General features: G+C 68.4%; 15 protein-coding genes. 12 read left to right on the top strand and 3 right to left on the bottom strand.

The window, feature by feature from the left end; genetic code table 11:
* Positions 1-83 precede the first annotated feature (83 nt).
* Both QM618_RS07445 and QM618_RS07440 read left to right on the top strand, forming a co-directional pair.
* A complete protein-coding gene (locus QM618_RS07445) occupies positions 84-869 on the top strand; it encodes an electron transfer flavoprotein subunit beta/FixA family protein (RefSeq protein ID WP_428096245.1) in 786 nt (261 codons plus the stop codon).
* Positions 866-1,828, top strand: coding sequence for an electron transfer flavoprotein subunit alpha/FixB family protein (locus tag QM618_RS07440; RefSeq protein WP_428096242.1), 963 nt, complete (start codon positions 866-868; stop codon positions 1,826-1,828). Before QM618_RS07445 ends, QM618_RS07440 begins: the two co-directional genes overlap by 4 nt.
* Here the strand turns inward: QM618_RS07440 and QM618_RS07435 are convergent.
* Positions 1,825-2,664 carry an oxidoreductase gene (locus QM618_RS07435; RefSeq protein WP_428096495.1) on the bottom strand — a complete coding sequence of 280 codons (840 nt, stop codon included), beginning with the start codon at positions 2,662-2,664 and terminating at the stop codon, positions 1,825-1,827. The genes QM618_RS07440 and QM618_RS07435 overlap by 4 nt on opposite strands.
* A 142-nt stretch (positions 2,665-2,806) precedes the next feature.
* On the opposite strand from QM618_RS07435, the gene QM618_RS07430 reads away from it, so the two are divergent.
* The 5 genes from QM618_RS07430 to mnmA are packed head-to-tail and all read left to right on the top strand — an operon-like array spanning position 2,807 to position 9,430.
* On the top strand, positions 2,807-5,905 hold the full coding sequence (locus QM618_RS07430) for an ExeM/NucH family extracellular endonuclease (RefSeq protein ID WP_428096239.1): 3,099 nt from the start codon (positions 2,807-2,809) through the stop codon (positions 5,903-5,905).
* Between the two features lie 36 nt (positions 5,906-5,941).
* On the top strand, positions 5,942-7,045 hold the full coding sequence (locus QM618_RS07425) for a cysteine desulfurase family protein (RefSeq protein WP_428096236.1): 1,104 nt from the start codon (positions 5,942-5,944) through the stop codon (positions 7,043-7,045).
* Positions 7,042-7,749, top strand: coding sequence for a tyrosine-protein phosphatase (locus QM618_RS07420; protein ID WP_428096233.1), 708 nt, complete (start codon positions 7,042-7,044; stop codon positions 7,747-7,749). Before QM618_RS07425 ends, QM618_RS07420 begins: the two co-directional genes overlap by 4 nt.
* Entirely contained in the window at positions 7,746-8,327 is a 582-nt protein-coding gene (locus tag QM618_RS07415; protein ID WP_428096230.1) for an NAD-dependent epimerase/dehydratase family protein, read from the top strand. The genes QM618_RS07420 and QM618_RS07415 overlap by 4 nt, the downstream gene beginning before the upstream one ends.
* Positions 8,328-8,353: 26 nt before the next feature.
* Positions 8,354-9,430 (top strand): tRNA 2-thiouridine(34) synthase MnmA, encoded by a 1,077-nt coding sequence (mnmA, locus tag QM618_RS07410; RefSeq protein WP_428096227.1) that lies wholly within the window; start codon positions 8,354-8,356, stop codon positions 9,428-9,430.
* Positions 9,431-9,617: 187 nt separating this feature from the next.
* Here mnmA and QM618_RS07405 read toward each other — a convergent pair whose 3' ends face one another.
* Positions 9,618-10,175, bottom strand: coding sequence for a TetR/AcrR family transcriptional regulator (locus tag QM618_RS07405; protein WP_428096223.1), 558 nt, complete (start codon positions 10,173-10,175; stop codon positions 9,618-9,620).
* A gap of 54 nt (positions 10,176-10,229) precedes the next feature.
* On the opposite strand from QM618_RS07405, the gene QM618_RS07400 reads away from it, so the two are divergent.
* From QM618_RS07400 to QM618_RS07385, 4 genes are read left to right on the top strand one after another with little or no spacing between them, the layout of a single operon-like run.
* On the top strand, positions 10,230-11,894 hold the full coding sequence (locus QM618_RS07400; RefSeq protein WP_428096220.1) for an FAD-binding protein: 1,665 nt from the start codon (positions 10,230-10,232) through the stop codon (positions 11,892-11,894).
* Positions 11,895-11,909: 15 nt separating this feature from the next.
* Entirely contained in the window at positions 11,910-12,965 is a 1,056-nt protein-coding gene (locus QM618_RS07395) for an SDR family NAD(P)-dependent oxidoreductase (RefSeq protein ID WP_428096216.1), read from the top strand.
* Positions 12,966-12,992: 27 nt separating this feature from the next.
* The gene (locus QM618_RS07390) at positions 12,993-14,438 is read left to right on the top strand and encodes an amidohydrolase (protein WP_428096214.1); all 1,446 of its coding nucleotides are present in this window, start codon (positions 12,993-12,995) and stop codon (positions 14,436-14,438) included.
* A 54-nt stretch (positions 14,439-14,492) separates the two neighbouring features.
* Entirely contained in the window at positions 14,493-14,999 is a 507-nt protein-coding gene (locus QM618_RS07385) for a flavodoxin family protein (RefSeq protein WP_428096210.1), read from the top strand.
* Here the strand turns inward: QM618_RS07385 and QM618_RS07380 are convergent.
* The gene (locus tag QM618_RS07380) at positions 14,984-15,688 is read right to left on the bottom strand and encodes a YoaK family protein (protein WP_428096207.1); all 705 of its coding nucleotides are present in this window, start codon (positions 15,686-15,688) and stop codon (positions 14,984-14,986) included. The genes QM618_RS07385 and QM618_RS07380 overlap by 16 nt on opposite strands.
* A gap of 97 nt (positions 15,689-15,785) precedes the next feature.
* On the opposite strand from QM618_RS07380, the gene QM618_RS07375 reads away from it, so the two are divergent.
* A complete protein-coding gene (locus QM618_RS07375; protein ID WP_428096205.1) occupies positions 15,786-17,345 on the top strand; it encodes an amidase family protein in 1,560 nt (519 codons plus the stop codon).
* Positions 17,346-17,357 lie beyond the last annotated feature (12 nt).

Below are 17,357 nucleotides of genomic sequence, written 5' to 3'. Positions count from 1 at the left end.
CTTGCCGCTAGGACGCACAGGCCGCTGTGTCGCGTGCTGGCAGACGCCGAGTACGCAACCCTGCCCCCGATAGGCTTGGGCCCATGCGCGTACTCGTCACCGTTAAGTTCACGCCCGACCTCCAATCGCACCGCTCGTTCACGGACGGCACCGTCACGCGCACGGCGGACGACGGCTCCATGAATGAGCTCGACGAGAACGCGGTCGAGGCCGCGCTCCAGCTCGTTGAGGCGGCCGGTGAGGGCGAGGTTGTCGCCCTCACCGTTGGTGGGCCCGACGCTGTGGCCGCCGTGCGCAAGGCGCTTCAGTTGGGCGTGGGGCGGGCTATCCACGTTTCGGACGCGGCCATCGCTGGATCGGACGTGTTTGGCACGGCGAAGGTGTTGGCCGCGGCCGTGCGCAAGGTGCACGAAGAGACGCCGCTTGACCTCGTTATCACGGGCATGGCTGCGCTCGACGGCCTCACCTCGATGCTGCCTACCGCGCTCGCTGTGGAACTCGACTGGGCGCAACTCACGCTCGCGTCCTCGCTCACTGTCGCCGATGGCGTGGCGACGATCGAACGGCACCTGCCAGAGTCGCACGAGACCGTCAGCGCGCAGCTGCCCGCGGTGGTGTCGGTAACCGACGAGGCGAACAAGCCGCGCTACCCCAACTTCAAGATGATCATGGCCGCGCGCACCGCCGTGGTGGAGACGTGGTCGCTCGATGACCTCGGCGTGGTGCCAAGCACCGTGGGCGCTGGCGCCGCGCGCGTCACCGTCCTCGACGCGTCGCCGCGCGAGCCGCGCACGCCCGTCATCGTCACCGACACAGGGGAGGGCGGCCGCCAACTTGCCGACTTCCTCATCGAGAGGGGGCTCGCATGAGCTCGGTAGATGCGAACACCGTTGCGGTGTTGGTGGAGCGTCACGGCGACCATATCGCGAGCCCAACGTTCGAGGCACTGACGCTCGCGGACACGCTTGGGACGCCGGTTGCGGTGTGGCTTGGCGGGACCCCATCGCCTGAGGCCGTGCAGCAGTTGGGAGACTACGGTGCCGTGCAGGTGCGGGTCATTGACGCGGACGTCCGGATCCCCTCCGTTGGTGCGGCTGCGCTCGCGGCCGCGGGCCACGACGCCGAGGTGTTCGTGGTGGTCTCCACGTTCGTCAACAAGGAGATCGCGACCAGGCTCGCGATGCTCACGGGCGCCGGGGTGGTCGTGGACGCCGCAGGCGCCGAGGTTGTCGACGGCCACGTCGAGACCACCCAGACCGTCTTCGCCGCCACGTGGAACGTGCGGACGCGCGTGAACCGCGACGTGGCAATCGTGGGCGTGCGGCCCAACACCACCCAGGCGGTGGTGATCGAGGACGCGGCGCTGCCCGCCGTTGTTGAGGTGCCGTTCGAGGCTCCCGTGACGCGCGAGACTCTCGTTCACGCCGAGCCCGTGAAAGCGTCGGATGGCGTTCCGCTCGCCGAGGCGCCCGTGGTTGTATCTGGCGGCCGCGGAACGGGCGGCGACTACGCGCTGATCCGCGAGTTCGCCGAACTGCTTGGCGGCGCGGTTGGCGCCTCCCGTGATGCCACGGATGAGGGCTGGATCAGCCACGAACACATGGTGGGCCAGACTGGCACCACCGTGACGCCCGCGCTCTACGTAGCCGCTGGTATTTCCGGGGCTGTGCACCACCGCGGAGGCATGCAGGCCTCGGGAACCATCGTCGCCGTGAACCTCGATCCGGATGCACCGATCTTCGAGATCAGCGACTTCGGTGTGGTGGGCTCACTCTTCGACGTGCTTCCCGATGCCATCGCGCGGATTCGGCAGGTGCGTGGCGCCTAGCGCCTATCCACGGAGACCGTGAGTTCCTCCCACGCGTCCACGTCCGCACCCAGCCGTTCCAGCTTCTCGCGCGTGCCCGCGAGCGCGTGCTTGCCCGCGATGAAGTGAAGGGGCGGCTCCGGCGAGGCAACGAGAGTCACCACCGCCTCCGCGAGGGCTTCCGGAGTGCCCGGCTGGTTGCCCGGGAGGTTGTCGATTCTGTTCCAGTAGGGCTCCATGACTTCGGCGTAGTCGGGCGCCACGTGGTGCTGCTTCTTGCCGCTGGGAATCCAGAGGGTGTCGATGGGGCCTGGCTCCACGACGGTGACGCGCAGGCCAAGGTGGGCCACCTCGGCCGCGAGCGCCTCCATGAATCCACTCACCGCAAACTTGGTGGCGCAGTAGTACCCAAGCCCGGCGGAGCCGCGCACTCCCGCGATGGAGCTGACGGTGACGATGTTCCCCGCCCTCCGTTCGCGCAGGTGGGGCAGGAACGCGCGCGTGACGTTTGCCGCTCCCCAGAAATTGATGTCCATCATGGTCTCGACATCGGCCTGCTCGGACTCCTCGATCGTGGAGAAATAGCCGATCCCCGCATTGTTCACGAGCACGTCCAGTCCCTCGTCGCCGAGCCACTCCAGCGCGGCGTCGCGCGCGGCCTCAATCTGACCGGGATCGGTGACATCGAGCGGTAGTGCCAGCACCGTCTGCGGGTACGTCACTACCAGCTCGTCGAGCGTCTCCGGCCGGCGCGCGGTGGCGACCACTCGGTGCCCGGCAGCGGCAACCGCAAAGGCCAACGCCCGACCAATGCCGGTTGAGCAGCCGGTGATGAACCAGGTGTGATGTGCGTCCATGGGGGTCACACGCTCCACGGTACTCGTGCGCCGTAACCCCGCGGCAACGCGAGTTTCATGCGAAGTTCACCCGCTCGCCGCGCAATCCTTTGCGTTTCCACGTACGGTCATAGAGGACTACAAATCGGACAAAGGAGTCAATATGCCCGCGCGCCGCCGTGCCGTCGCACTGATAACAAGCACCTCGTTGCTCGCCGCAAGCCTCGCAGCAGGTGCGGTAACTACGGCAGCCGCCGCAGCGTCGGACCTCTTCTTTTCCGAGTACATCGAAGGCACCTCCAACAACAAGGCCCTCGAGATCTATAACGGCACTGGCGCTGACGTAGACCTCGCGGGCTACAGCGTGGCGCAGTACTCGAACGGCGCCACTACCGCGGGCCTCACCTTCAACCTGACGGGCACTCTGGCCGCCGGGGACGTGTTCGTGATCGCGCACGCGAGTTCGGACCCGCTGATCCTCGCGCAGGCGGACCTCACCAGCGGGGCAGGCCTTTTCAACGGCGACGATGCACTCGCTCTCATCGGCCCCAGCGGCACCCTCGACGTGATCGGGCAGATTGGCGTGGATCCTGGCGCCGAGTGGGGCACGGGCCTCACGTCCACCGCAGACAACACCCTGCGCCGCCTGCCCACGGTGTGTAGCGGCCGCACGGACGGCTCCACGGCGTTTGATCCCGCCACGGAGTGGGCCGGGTATGCCACCAACACCTTCGATGGCCTTGGCGCCCACACGGCAAGTTGCGGCGGCGGCCCGGCCGACGCTGCGCCAGTTGTCGGGGGAGTGTCGCCAGCCGATGGGGCTGGGGACGTGGACCCCGGCGCCGCGGTGACGCTCACCTTCAGCGAAGACGTCGCGCTGGCCGAAGGCGCGGTCACCCTGACCTGCGCGGGCCAACCCGTGGCGGCGACTACCGCGGGAGGCCCCTCGGTGTTTACGGTGACTCCAGCGTCGGCGTTGCCCGCTGGCGCCACATGCACGGTGGCGGTGAGCGCCTCCGGCGTGAGCGACGTTGACGCGATCGATCCCCCGGACGGGCTGGCCGCGAACTTCTCCTCGAGCTTTACGGTGGCCGGGACAGCTGCCGCGACGCCCATCAGCGCGGTGCAGGGCGCCGGCGACGTGTCGCCGCTCGCGGGCCAGACGGTCACTGTGGAGGGCATCGTCGTAGGCGACTTCGAGGGCCCGAGCCCCGCGTTGCGCGGGTTCTACGTGCAGTCGCGTGATGCCGACGCGGACGCCGACCTAGCGACGAGCGAGGGCCTCTTCGTGTTCAACGGCAACGCGGACTCAGTGGCGCTGGGCGACGAGGTGCGTGTGAGTGGAGCGGTGAGCGAGTTCCAGGGCCAGACGCAGCTGACAGCGGCGGGCGCCGTGGAGGTGCTGTCCTCCGGAAACGCCGTGACACCCGCGGAGGTGGTGCTGCCGATGGCCTCGGCCACCGCGTTCGAGGCGACTGAGGGCATGCTCGTGCACTTTGCGCAGCGCCTCTATGTCACCGAGTATTTCCAACTGGCACGGTTTGGCGAGGTGGTGCTCTCCGGTGGAGACCGCCTCGACCAGCCCACCGCCGTGGCGGAACCCGGAGCGGAGGCGAACGCCCTGCAAGCGGCCAACAACCTCAACCGCATCAAGATCGACGACGCAACCCAGGCGCAGAACCCCGCGACCATCCTGTTCGGGCGGGGCGGCAACCCGCTCAGCGCCGCCAACCCCTTGCGCGGCGGCGACTACACCGACGGCCTCACGGGAGTCATGACCTACACGTGGGGAGGGGCGAGCGCGTCGCCAAACTCGTACCGCGTGCGGCCCGTGCAGGATCTGAGTGACGCCGGGCTCGTGCCCGGCGGCACGGTGCCGGTGTTTGAGGCGGGCGCTCCCCGGCCGTCGGCCCCTGAAAATGTGGGCGGCTCGCTCAAGGTGGCGAGCTTCAACGTACTCAACTACTTCCTCACCCTCAATGCCAACGGTGCGCTGTGCGGACCCGTGGGATACGAGCAGGAGTGCCGCGGCGCCAACACCGCCCAGGAGTTCGAGCGGCAGCGCACCAAGCTGCTGAGCGCGCTCGATGCGTTAGGCGCGGACGTGGTGGGGCTCATGGAGCTTGAGAACACGCCAGGTGTGGACGCGGCTGCGGATCTCGCCGCCGGTCTCAACGCCCTGCAGGGAACGGACGTGTGGCATGCCGTGGACACGGGCGTGCAGGGCACCGACGTGATCCGGGTAGGTGCCATCTACCGCAGCGACAGGGTGACGCCTGCGGGTGCCTTCACGATTCTCAACTCGAGCGTGGACCCGCGGTTCGACGACAACCACCACCGGCCAACGCTCGCCCAGAGCTTCACGGAGCTCGCGACCGGCGAAGACCTGACTCTTGTGATGAACCACCTCAAGTCCAAGGGCTCGTGCCCCGCTGCCGGCACCGATGCGGCCAACGAGGATCAGGGTGACGGCGCGGGATGCTGGAACGCCGAACGCACGGAGGCGGCCCTCGCCATCGTGGACTGGATCGCCGGCGGCCACGCCGGAAACGGCGACCCCGACGTGGTGCTCATGGGAGACATGAACTCGTACGCCAAGGAGGACCCGATCGACGTCTTCGCGGCGGCGGGCTTCACGGACCTCAGCGCGGGCGGCTACTCGTACGTCTTCGACGGCCAATGGGGCTATCTGGACTATGCGCTCGTCTCACCGACTCTCCTTGAGCAGGTCACGGGCATCACCGAGTTCCACATCAACTCCGATGAGGTGCCCGCGCTGGACTACAACACGGAGTTCAAGACGGCGGCGCAGATCGACAGCCTCTACGCGCCCGACATGTACCGCACCTCTGACCACGATCCGGTGCTGTTGGGCGTGGCGCTGCAGGGCGAGCCAGAGCCCGTCCCCACCTGCGCCGTGAGCTACGACGCCCACAGCTTGTGGGCACCTAGCAAGGCCACCAAGAAGCACGGTGCCACTCCGGGTGCCTTCGTGGCCGAGGCGAGAATCACCAACCTCACGGACACCAAGCTCACGTCGTGGACGCTGCAGTGGTCCTACGGCAACGGAGAGAAGGCCGCGGTGGCACTCAACGGCATCCTCAAGCAGCAGGGTGCGGACGTCACGGTCAAGAGCCTGCCGCTACTTGGCGCCATCAAGCCTGGTAAGAGCCTCAGCGTGGGCGTTGTCGGCACGTATCCATCGACGCTCGCCGAGCCCACGGAGTTCTGGCTCAACGGCGAGAAGTGCTTGGTGAGTTAGTGGGAGCGGAGGCCTAGGCCGGGCTAGGGTTCCCGTGTGCACTACCTCGACCACGCCGCGACCACGCCCTTGCGTGCCAGCGCTCGCGACGCCTGGCTGAGCGCTCAAGGGAAGGTGGGCAACCCGTCGTCCCTGCATGCGGCGGGGCGGCGGGCGCGGGCGATCGTCGAGGACGCGCGCGAGTCCGTTGCAGCGTCGCTAGGCGCGCACCCCACCGAGGTGGTCTTCACCTCGGGCGCGACGGAGGCGAACAACCTCGCGATCCAAGGCTCTGGGGCGCGGATCATCGTCAGTTCGCCGATTGAGCACCACAGCGCGATGGATCCGGTGAAGTGGCTGGAATCGGCCGGTGCGGCGCGCGTTTCGTGGCTTTCCGTCCTGCCCGACGGCGTGGTTCAGGTGGGGGATTTGCCTGCCCTTGAGGGTGGGGCCGGGCTGGTAAGCCTGCAATGGGTCAACAACGAGACGGGGGTGGTGCAGCCGGTGGAGGCGGCCGTTGAGGCCGCTATGGCTGATGGCTACCGCGTCCATTCCGATGCCGTGCAGGCCGTGGCGTACGTGGCCGTTGACTTTTCCGCGAGCGGCCTCACCACGATGGCGGTGAGCGCCCACAAGGTGGGCGGGCCGGTGGGCGTTGGCGCGCTACTGGTGCGCCGCGATGCGCGCCTTGCGCCGCTCGCGTACGGGGGAGGGCAGCAGCGGTTCCGCTCCGGAACGCTTGATGCCGCTGGGGCGGCCGCCTTTGCGGTGGCGCTCGCGGAGACCGTAGCCGAGCGCGAGGTGGAGGCGGCGCGGCTCAGTGCGATGCGCGCAGAACTAGCCGCCTGGTTTGCTTCGAGCGTTCCGGGGGTGCAGGTGACGGGTACCGGGGTTCCAGCTGCGCCGCACATTCTTCATGTGGTTCGCCCAGGTCAGCGCGCGGAACTGATGCTTTCGGCGCTCGACATGGCTGGGGTCGAGGTGTCCTCTGGATCCGCCTGCACCGCGGGCGTCGTGGATGCCAGCCACGTGCTCGTGGCGATGGGCCGTACGGAAGCCGACGCAGCGTCGGGCCTGCGTGTGAGCCTTGGCCGCACCACGGTCCCTGAGAATATTGAGGCGCTCAAGGCGGCTCTGGCCGCCATAGGCTCGAGTTCATGAGCTCTCTCGCAAACGCGCGCGACATCGCGAGCGCCGCTCCGGGGCTGCGGCCTGGCCAATACCTCCGTTCCGACGCGCCCATGGTGGGCGACGACCCGCCTCCCGCGCTGCCGTGGCCGCCTGCGAACGTCTACGACCTTCGCGACCCGAGCGAGAGTGAGGGGCCGCACGGTCTTGATGGCGTGGCGCACGTGCACCACGTCAAGGTGTTCGCCGACGCGGCGATCGGTGAGCTGATCAAGAACGCGGGCACTACGACGCTGGCCGACATGTACCAGACGCTCATCGCGTCGCCCCAGGCAGAGGTGCTCACGGGGGTGGTGCGAGGGATCGCGAGTGATGCGACTCCCGTGCTGGTGCACTGCAGCGCGGGGAAGGATCGCGCGGGGGTGACGGCTGCGCTCGTGCTCGCTTTGGTGGGTGCGCCGCGCGAGGCGATCGTGGCCGACTACGTGGCGACGGCCGCGAACATGGGCGGCGTGATGGCGCGGTTCCTGTCCGCGATGCCCGTGGAGATGCGCGCGCAGATGGAGGCGGCGGCGCCCCGTGGAGGGTCTACGGAGTTGCTTGACGCGCCGGCGAGCGCAATCGAGGGCGTGCTCGACGCCTGGGATGCATGGGACGACGGAGTCGAGGGGTGGTACCTCGCGCACGGCGGCGACGCGGAGACCCTTGGGTCACTGAGGGCGAGGCTGTTGGCATGAGGATCTTCGTCGCGGGAGCGACGGGAGCAATTGGTCGGTTCTTGGTGCCTCTGCTGGCTGAGGCCGGTCACGAGGTTGCGGGCCTCACGCGCTCGGCGGACAAGGCGCCGGCGCTCGTGGAGGCCGGGGCTGTGCCCGTGGTGTGCGATGTCTACGACCCCCGACTCATCGTCGAGATGGCGGAGTTCGCCCCCGATCTCGTCATCAACCAGATCACCGACCTTCCGCAGCATCAGGCGATGATCGCGCTCAAGGTCCGCGAGCTCAATCGCGCGCGAACCGAGGGGATGGATGCGCTGATTCACGCTGCTCGCACCGCGGGAGCGTCGCGGTTCATTGCACAGTCGGTGGCGTTCTCGGCGCCCGCTCCGGTGCGAAAGGCGGTGGAGCATCTGGAACGCTCCACTCTCGAGTACCCGGGCGTTGTGCTCAGGTACGGCTACTTCTTTGGCCCAGGCACCTGGTATCCGGAGGGCACCAAGCATGAACCGCGCGTACACGTGGAGCTCGCGGCTATCCGGACCGTCGAGCTGCTTGATGCCGAGCCGGGCGTTTACGAGATCGTGGACCCGGCATAGTCCGGTTGCCACGTACCCTTGATCCCGTGAAGGTTCTGGCGGCATTGAGTGGTGGAGTGGACTCCGCCGTTGCCGCCGCGCGCGCCAAGGACGCGGGCCACGACGTCGTTGGTGTGCACATGGCGCTCAGCCGCAATCGCGACGAGTTCCGCAGCGGCAGCCGGGGGTGCTGCTCGATCGAGGACTCGAACGATGCTCGCCGTGCGGCCGATCGCTTGGGCATTCCTTACTACGTGTGGGACCTGAGCGACGAGTTCCACGACCGCGTGGTCACCGACTTTGTGGCCGAATACCAGGCCGGACGCACGCCCAACCCGTGCGTGCGCTGCAATGAGCACATCAAGTTCGACACCCTCCTTGAGCGTGCGGATGCGCTGGGCTTCGACGCCGTGGCGACCGGCCACTACGCGCGCATCGTCATCCGCGACGACGGCATCCGCGAACTGCACCGCGCTCGCGACCTCGCCAAGGATCAGTCGTACGTGCTCGCCGTGATGGGGCCGGAGAAGCTTGCGCGCGCTATGTTCCCGCTTGGCGAATCCGAGTCAAAGCAGGCGGTGCGCAACGAGGCCGCGGCGCGGCTGTTGGGGGTCTCCAACAAGCCGGATTCGTACGACATCTGCTTCGTTGCGGACGGCGACACCAAGGGATTCCTCGAGCGGGCGCTCGGTGAGAACCCCGGTGTGATTGAGGACGAGACGGGCGAGGTGGTTGGTGCCCACGCGGGTGCGTACGCGTTCACGGTGGGTCAGCGAAAGGGGCTGCGGTTGCCGCGGCCTGCCGCCGACGGCGCGCCTCGCTACGTGACCGCGGTCGACACCGTGCGCAACGTCGTGACCGTAGGGCCGGAGACGCTACTGAGCGTCCGCGAGCTCACGGCCGACGCAGTTGTCTGGCTCGCGCCAGACGTGCCTGCCACCGAGCCCACCCGTTGCGAGGTGCAAGTGAGGGCCCATGGCTCCACGACCGCAGCGTCGGCGGTTGTCAGCGGGGACCGCGTGACGGTGACGCTCGACGAGCCGATGCGCGGCGTGGCAGCTGGACAGTCCCTCGTGATCTACCAGGGAACACGCGTGCTAGGACAGGCGACGATCGCGCGCTGATGGTGGCGCCCGCGCGATGCGCGGCCGCCCGCGCGATGCGCGGCCGCCCGGAGGCGTCCCCTGAGTGTCTGACTGTCGCTTTCCGGCGCGAATCCTGCACACAGGCACTCAGGGAAGGGTGCGGGGGTGGAGTGCGGGGGTGGGGTGCAGCGGTCAGGCGGCGGTGACGGCGACCATCACGCGCTGGCTAGCCACTGAGCCCGCGCTGCAGCAGGTCCCACGCACCGGTCGCGGCGGCGTGCCGCGTCTCTCGCGGGGACTGCATGGCGATGCCGGCCACCATGCCCACCGCGAGCATCAAGTCATCGAGCGTGGCCGACGGCCCCAACAGTTCGGTGTCAGTGGCAAGTTTGGTGGCGAAGAGCGAGCGCAGCTGAAACTCGAATCCGGCCAAGCGCTCGTCTTGACCATCGGCGCCCAAGAGCGAGAGGAACGCGGCCGTTGCCTCCGTGTGATGCGTGACGAGGTCGCATAGGTCGCGCAAGGTGGAGTCAGGGGAGGCCGCCAGCGCGGATATCTGCGTCATGTTTTCCTCGAGCACGGCAAGCGCGAGCGAGATCCTGTCGGGGAAGTGCCGGTAGAGCGAGCCTTGCCCAACCCCGGCTCGCTTCGCCACCGCGGACAGCGGCGCAGACGCCCCCTGCTCGTCGAAGACCGCGCGCGCGGCCGCGATGAGCGCCGCGCGATTCTCTGGGCCCGCGCTCGGCCCGCGGTTGGACTTCCCGGTAGTAGATGACCCCGCCACAGGCGTAGACTAGCAACCGGACAACGTTGTCCGGTATAGCTGGGAGGAACAGAAATGCCAGAGTTTGACGAGGAGGTCGACCTCCTGGTCGGCGGCTCCGGAGCGGCCGCGATGAGCGCGGCGATCGCGGCAAAGCAGCAGGGCCTCAAGGTGCTCATCGTAGAAAGCACCGGCAAGTGGGGCGGCACCACATCTATCAGCGGCGGCGGCCTGTGGTTCCCTAACCACCCGGACATGGCCAAGCTGGGCAAGCAGGACTCGTTCGAGAAGGCGCTCGAATACATGGACGTCTGCATCGGCGATGTGGGCCCCGCGAGCAGCCCAGAGCGGCGCCGCGCCTACCTCGAGACCATCCCCACGGTCTACAACCTCTTCCGCTCGCTCGGCCTCAAGTGGGCCCTCAGCGCGGATTACCCGGACTACTACCCCGACCGGCCCGGCGGCATGGACGGTGGGCGCGCGATCGAGACCGAGCCCTTCGACTCCAAGCGCCTCGGCCCCTGGTTCGAGGTCGCTCGCGCCAAGGAGCAGGGTGTCCCGCTGCCGCTCAAGACCGACGACGTGTGGCTCATGACCCGCTCGTGGTCCACGCTGCAGGGCTTTGGCCGCGCCGCTAAGGTCATGGGCCGCACCGCCAAGGGCGTCGTGACGGGCAAGAAGCTCGTCGGCCTCGGCGGCGCGTATTCCTCTGGCCTCATGAAGATCGTGCGCGACCTCAAGATTCCGGTTCGCCTCAACACCCCCATCACCGGCCTGGTGAAGGAGGACGGCGTAGTCGTTGGCGCCACTGTCAGCACGCCCGACGGCCCACGCACCATTCGCGCAAGGGCGGGCGTCATGCTTGGCACGGGTGGGTTTGCCCGCAACACTGCGTGGCGCGAGAAGTACCACGGCGTGCCCGGCTACACGAGCGCACCCGAGGGCGACCTTGGTACCGGCATCCAGGTGGGCATCGACGCGGGCGCTGACGTCGCCCTCATGGACGACGCGTGGTGGGGCGCGAGCATCCCGCTGCCCAATGGCGAGGCGCTGTTCGTGCTCAACGAGCGCTCGGACCCGTACTCGATCATGGTGGATCAGTCGGGCCGCCGCTTCGTGAACGAATCGGCGAGCTACATCGACGTCGGCCACGCAATGCTCGAGCGCAACAGGGAGGTGCCAGCGATCCCGAGCTGGCTCATCATGGACGCGCGCCACCGCCGCAAGTACTTGTTCAACGCTGCGGTCACCGGCCTCAAGCCGCTCAAGGAGGCGGGCATCTACGTCACCGCGCCAACGCTCGAGACCCTTGCCATCAAGCTGGACATGGAGCCCGGCGTGCTCCACGAGACGGTCAAGCGCTTCAACGGCTTCTGCGAGACGGGCGTTGACGAGGACTTCGATCGCGGCCGCACCGCGTATGACAACTACTACGGGGACCCCGGCGTCAAGCCGAACCCCAACCTCGGCCCCATCGAGAAGGGCCCGTTCCACGCCGTCAAGCTGGTCCCAGGTGACCTCGGCACCAAGGGCGGTTTGCTCACGGATGAGCACGCCCGCGTCCTCGACACCGACGGCAACGTCATCGAGGGCCTCTACGCCGCGGGCAACACCACGGCATCGGTCATGGGCCGCACGTACCCTGGAGCTGGCTCCACGATTGGCCCGGCGACCGTTTTCGGTTACCTGGGTGGCGTCCACGCGGCAACCCGCGTCAACGCCGCCGCGTCATCGCGTTAGTGGGAGGAGACGACGATGTCTTCAACAGGACTGTCAGGCGACACCAGCATCGGCGACTGGTTTGACCACCCGCAAGGTGGGCCGGTGCTGCGCAAGATGCTTGCGGACAATGGGCAGAGCGAATCAGTGATGCGGCCGGTACGTCGCTTCGCGATGAAGCGGCTCATCAAACTCAGCAAGGGTCAGTTCACGCAAGAGATCATCGATGACCTCGTCCGCCAAGCCGAGGCGTACGTCCCAGGCGAGGGGGAAGCGCAAGCCGCCCCAGCGTCGGGCAGCGGCAATGCCGCAGAAGCCGTTGACCTTCCCGAGTGGCAGGAGGCGGTCACGGCCGGGCGATTCACCGGCAAGACCGTGATCGTGACGGGAGCAGGCAGCGGAATTGGCCGTGCCACCGCTAGCCGTGTAGCCCGCGAGGGCGGCAGGGTGATCGCCGTCGACGTGGTCGAGGGCGGCCTCGCCGAGTTCGCGGACGAGCACAAGGGGCTCGACGTGGTCACCGTTCGCGGTGACATCACGAGCGAGGCCGACGTCGCGCGCATCGTCGCGGCGGCGGGTGGCGCCATCGACGGCCTCGCCAACGTAGCCGGCATCATGGACAAGATGGCTGGTATCGCGGCGGTTACAGACGAGGTCTGGGACCGCGTCATCGCCGTCAACGTCACCGGCATGATGCGCCTCACGCGCGCCGTGCTGCCCGCGATGCTCGCCGCGCACAAGGGCTCGATCGTCAACATCACGTCGGAAGCCGGCATCCGCGGATCCGCAGCCGGCGTCGCGTACACGGCGTCCAAGCACGCGGTGGTGGGCATGACCAAGTCCACGGCCTTCATCTACGGGCCGCAGGGCGTGCGCGTCAACGCGGTGGCGCCTGGCGGCGTCGCTACGGGCATCGAGGGCACGTTCTCTGACCCCGTGGCGGGGGAGCGGATTGGGCTCGCGATGACGGTGCTTCCGCCCATCGCGGACCCCGAGCACTTGGCGGCGTCGATCACCTTCTTGCTGTCCGACGATGGCGTGAACCTCAACGGCGTCATCCTGCCGTCCGATGGCGGGTGGTCTGCCGTCTAGGCGCACTCACGCGACTAGCCTGGGAGGGTGACCTCCCTGGTACTGCGCCACGCCCGGATCGTCGGCGATGGACGTCTCACGGACATCGTGAGCGCCGACGGCCGGGTGGCGGCCATCGGCCGCGCCCTCGACGCTCCCGCGGGCGCCGAGGAGCTTGACCTCGATGGTCGCTGGCTGATGCCTGGGCTGTGGGACGCGCACGTGCACTTCACGCAATGGGCTCGGCACCGTGGGCGCGTGGATCTCGCGGGCGCGCGCTCGGCGGCCGACGCTGCGGCCACATTGCTCTCTCACGTCACCAACGCTGGGGCGGCACCCGTGGTGGGGCGCGGCTTCCAGGACGCGCTGTGGCCCGACGCCCCGAGCGCCGAGCACCTCGCCGCCGCAGGAACGCCCGTGGTGGCCATCTCCCATGACCTGCACTCGGTGTGGCTCAACTCGGCCGCGGCAACCATGCTTGCCGCTCCACACGCGGGCCTGCTGCGAGAGGCGGATGCCTTTGCCGCGGAGCTGGCGCTAGACCGCGCTACGGGAGATGTTGAGGAACTCGTGACCGCGGCGGCCATAGCGGCCGCCGCTCGCGGACTCGTTGGCATTCGTGACCTTGAGCTCGCGGACAACGTGGCGCGGTGGCGCTCCCGCGTGGAACTGGGCCATGCCTTGTTTCGCGTCGAAGCCTGCATCTACCAGGAGCATCTTGCGGCATCCGACGCGCGCGGGCTCGTTGGCGGCAGCGTCGTTCCCGGCACGGGCGGCCTCGTGAGCGTCGGTGGCCTCAAGATCTTCACCGACGGTGCGCTCAACACCAGAACGGCACTCACGCACGAGCCGTACGGAGCCGCGGACGGCGACCACAGCGTCGGGCATGCTGCGCATAGCGAAACCGAACTGCGAGACCTGTTCGGCGCCGCAACCGAGCGCAACCTCGAGGTGGCCGCGCACGCGATCGGCGACCTCGCGGTGACCGGGGCGCTCGACGCGTTCGAGGCCACGGGAGCGCGCGGCACGATTGAGCACGCTCAGCTTGTGCGCGGCCAGGACCTGCCGCGGTTCGCGCGGCTCGGCGTTGCCGCGTCGGTGCAGCCGCAGCACGCCATCGACGACCGCGAGGTCACGGACGTGGTGTGGGCTGACAGGGCTGCGCGCGCGTTCCCGTATCGCAGCCTTGCCGACGCTGGGGCCACGCTGTTGTTGGGCTCCGATGCGCCCGTTGCACCCCTGGACCCATGGGTGACGTTCGCCGCCGCGGTGTCCCGCACGGATGACGACCGTGGAGCGTGGCACCCAGAGCAAGAGGTGACGCGCGAGGTGGCCATTGCGGCGAGCGTGCGTTCCTCCGTGGCAGTGGGAGAGGCGGCCGATCTGATCGCGGTGGACTACGACCCCCTCACCGCAAAGCCAACGATCCTGCGCGCTATGCCCGTGGCACTAACGCTGCTCGGCGGCCGCGTCACCCACGCGGCGCTTACCTGACCCGCATAGGACCACGGTCCCTTCGCGCCGCGCGCTCGCAGACATAGTGTCAAGGTGAGTGAGGTGGTGGTCACCGTGAACGTCGTCATCGTCGTCGAATCAGCGTTCGGCAACACCGCGCAGCTTGCCGAGCAGGTCCAAGCGGCGCTCCTTGAGCGCGGCGCGGAGGTTGCCCTTGTGCCCGCAGACGAAGCCCCGCCACGCATCGCCGCGGATCTGGTGCTCGTGGGCGCGCCAACCCACAACCTTGGGCTGCCCTCCCCGTCGACGCGCAAGAAGGCGACTCAGCTGGGAGGCACCGCGCCAGAGCGCGGGGTGCGCGAGTGGATTGCAGACGTGCAGAGCATCGACGCGCCCGTGGTCACGTTTACCACGGTGACCGGACGCTTCACGGGTTCTGCGGCGAGCGCTACGGTGCGGGAACTCAAGCGGCGCGGCATCAAGGCGCAGCGCGGCCCCGACTTCCGCGTTGAGGCCGTGGTGGGTCCCATCGAGGACGGGCAAAGCCAGCGGGTACTCGACTGGGTGGCCGAACTCGTCGCCAACTACTCCTCGTCGTAGCCCTCTGCAGGCACGGGCAGGGGCCTGGTCGCGTGCCCAATCCACGCCACCGCGATGATCACGAGCCCCGCGAGCAGCAGCCCCCATCCAAGATGCACCTTGAGCAGCGCGGCGCCGGTGAGCGCGCCAACGCCGATAAGGACGATCGCCCCCGCGCGCCGCTTCCACGGCTGGCCCTCGCCGCGCCCAAGGACGCTATCTGAGGCGAGGCCAGTGATCGTTGACGTCACCACCACCGTGGTCACGTCCTTGACGGCGATATGCCTGGCAGTTGCCGCCTGACAACCCATCGCAAGGCCAAGGGCCGCCGTAATGCCGTACTGCAGCGCTCGGCCAGGGGACTCGGTAAGCACTGCAGGCAGGGCCGCGCCAAGGACTACCAAACCCACGCCTGCGAAGAGCCAGGTGTGACGATCTGTCCAGGCGTGAGCGTCGGACCGAAGTGCCCGGCCCCCTGCGGCGGCCCCCGCCATGAACGCCACCAGGGCCAGCACGGGTCCCAAGATCGGCAGCCCCGTGTCGCCAACCAAAGCCATGCCAAGGATGACCACGTTGCCGGTCATGTTTCCCGTGAAGACGCGATCAAGCCCCAAATAACCAACGGCGTCGACGATTCCCGTGGTGAACGTGAGCGCAAGCATGAGCCCCAAGTGCGTATTCGCCGGATGCCTACGCAGTGCATCGAGCACGAGAACCTCGCATTTCGCATTCACGTGTCGCCACCACTTGGGGCCGCGACAGCAGTAGTGTCGGTGCCAAGAATACGGGGGCACCGAGAGGGCGGCGATGACACAGCCACGCGTCACAACCGACGACGGCTCATCCCCTCCCGCGGGCCTTGTTGAGGCGGTGCTTGCGCACGAATCGGCCCGCGTCTCCGGTGACACGAAGGCGCTCGCGGGTTTCCTTGAGCGCGGCCCGCACACGGTGCGCGTGGACAACGCTGGCCTCGTCGAGGGGCCCGACGCTATTGCCGCTCAGCTCGCCACGCTGGGTGAGGCCGGGGCAAGTTCGGCGCTTGAACTGCACGTTCACAGGGCTGGGCCGGGCGTCTCGCACGTGGTGAGCACGCACGTCTCTGCGAACGGCGGGCGCGCCACCGTGAGCCAGTTGTGGCGCCAAGGCGATGACGGCCGCTGGCGCATCGCCACCGCGCACGTCTCCACGCCCGGACCGGCGATCGATTCGCGCGTGTGGCGTCTTGTGGGGTCGCCGCTCATCACGGGTGCTCACGAGGGACCACTTAAGGGCGAGACGGTCGCGGTCAAGGACCTGTTCTCGGTTGCTGGCGTGCGTCGAGGGGTTGGCGTGCGCGCGTTCGTCGTCTCCGCGAAGCTCGAGTTCGAGACCGCCCCCGCGGTGCGCGCGCTCGTCGATGCGGGCGCTGACGTGGTTGGCATCGCGCAGACGGACCAGTTCGCGTACTCCATTGCGGGCCTCAACCCGGACTACGGCACCCCGCCAAACGCGGCGGTTCCTGGCGCCATCCCCGGGGGGTCCTCGAGCGGACCCGCCACGGCGGTCGCCCTTGGCCAGGCGAGCATTGGGCTGGGTACCGACACCGCGGGTTCCATTCGTGTTCCGGCTTCCTACCAGGGACTTTGGGGACTGCGCCCCACCCATGGCGCCATTCCCATGCAGGGCGTTGCGCCGCTCGCGCCGTCGTATGACACCGTGGGCTACCTCACGCGCGATGGCGAGACCTTGCTCGCTGCCGCCTCCGTAGGGCTTGCCGGCGCCCCCTTCCAGCGCCCTGGTCAGCGCGTCATCGTGCCCGACGGCGTTGTCACCCCATACGCCGACGTCCAGGCCGCGTTCCGCGAGGCCACGGCAGCATGTGCTCCCAACGCGGATCGCGTCCCCTTGCCCGCGTTCGCCGATCTCTTCGAGGCGTTCCGCGTCACCCAGCAGGCAGAGGCGTGGCGTGCTCACGGCTCGTGGGTGGCCGCAAATCCGGGCGCGCTCGGGAAAGACGTGGCGTCGCGGTTCTTCGCCGCATCCGGCGTCACGCCCGGACGCGAGCAGGAGGCGCTCGCCCAGCGCGAGCGCCTCGCCTCCGAACTCGACGCGATCCTCGGCGACTCTTTGCTGCTCATTCCGGCCGCAGCGTCGGCCGCTCCGCCGCTTACGGCCACGGAGGACGAGCTCGAGGCCGCACGTCAGGCAACGCTGGGCCTCACCACGATCGCGGGGCTCACGGGGCGGCCTGCCCTTTCCATCCCGGTCATGCGCGTGCCGGGTGGTCCTGTTGGCATCAGCCTTGTAGGCCCGCGCGGCAGCGACATGTCGCTCATTCGCACCGCGATTCTGTGGGCGCGGAATATCGGCGTTATCCGCTACGGGTAAGAGTCGTTGAGC

The sequence above is a fragment of the Demequina sp. genome, from assembly GCF_049841215.1.
Lineage (GTDB): Bacteria > Actinomycetota > Actinomycetes > Actinomycetales > Demequinaceae > Demequina.
The sequence above is the reverse complement of the archived record's forward strand: the minus strand, read 5'-3'. Positions and strand labels throughout refer to the sequence as shown.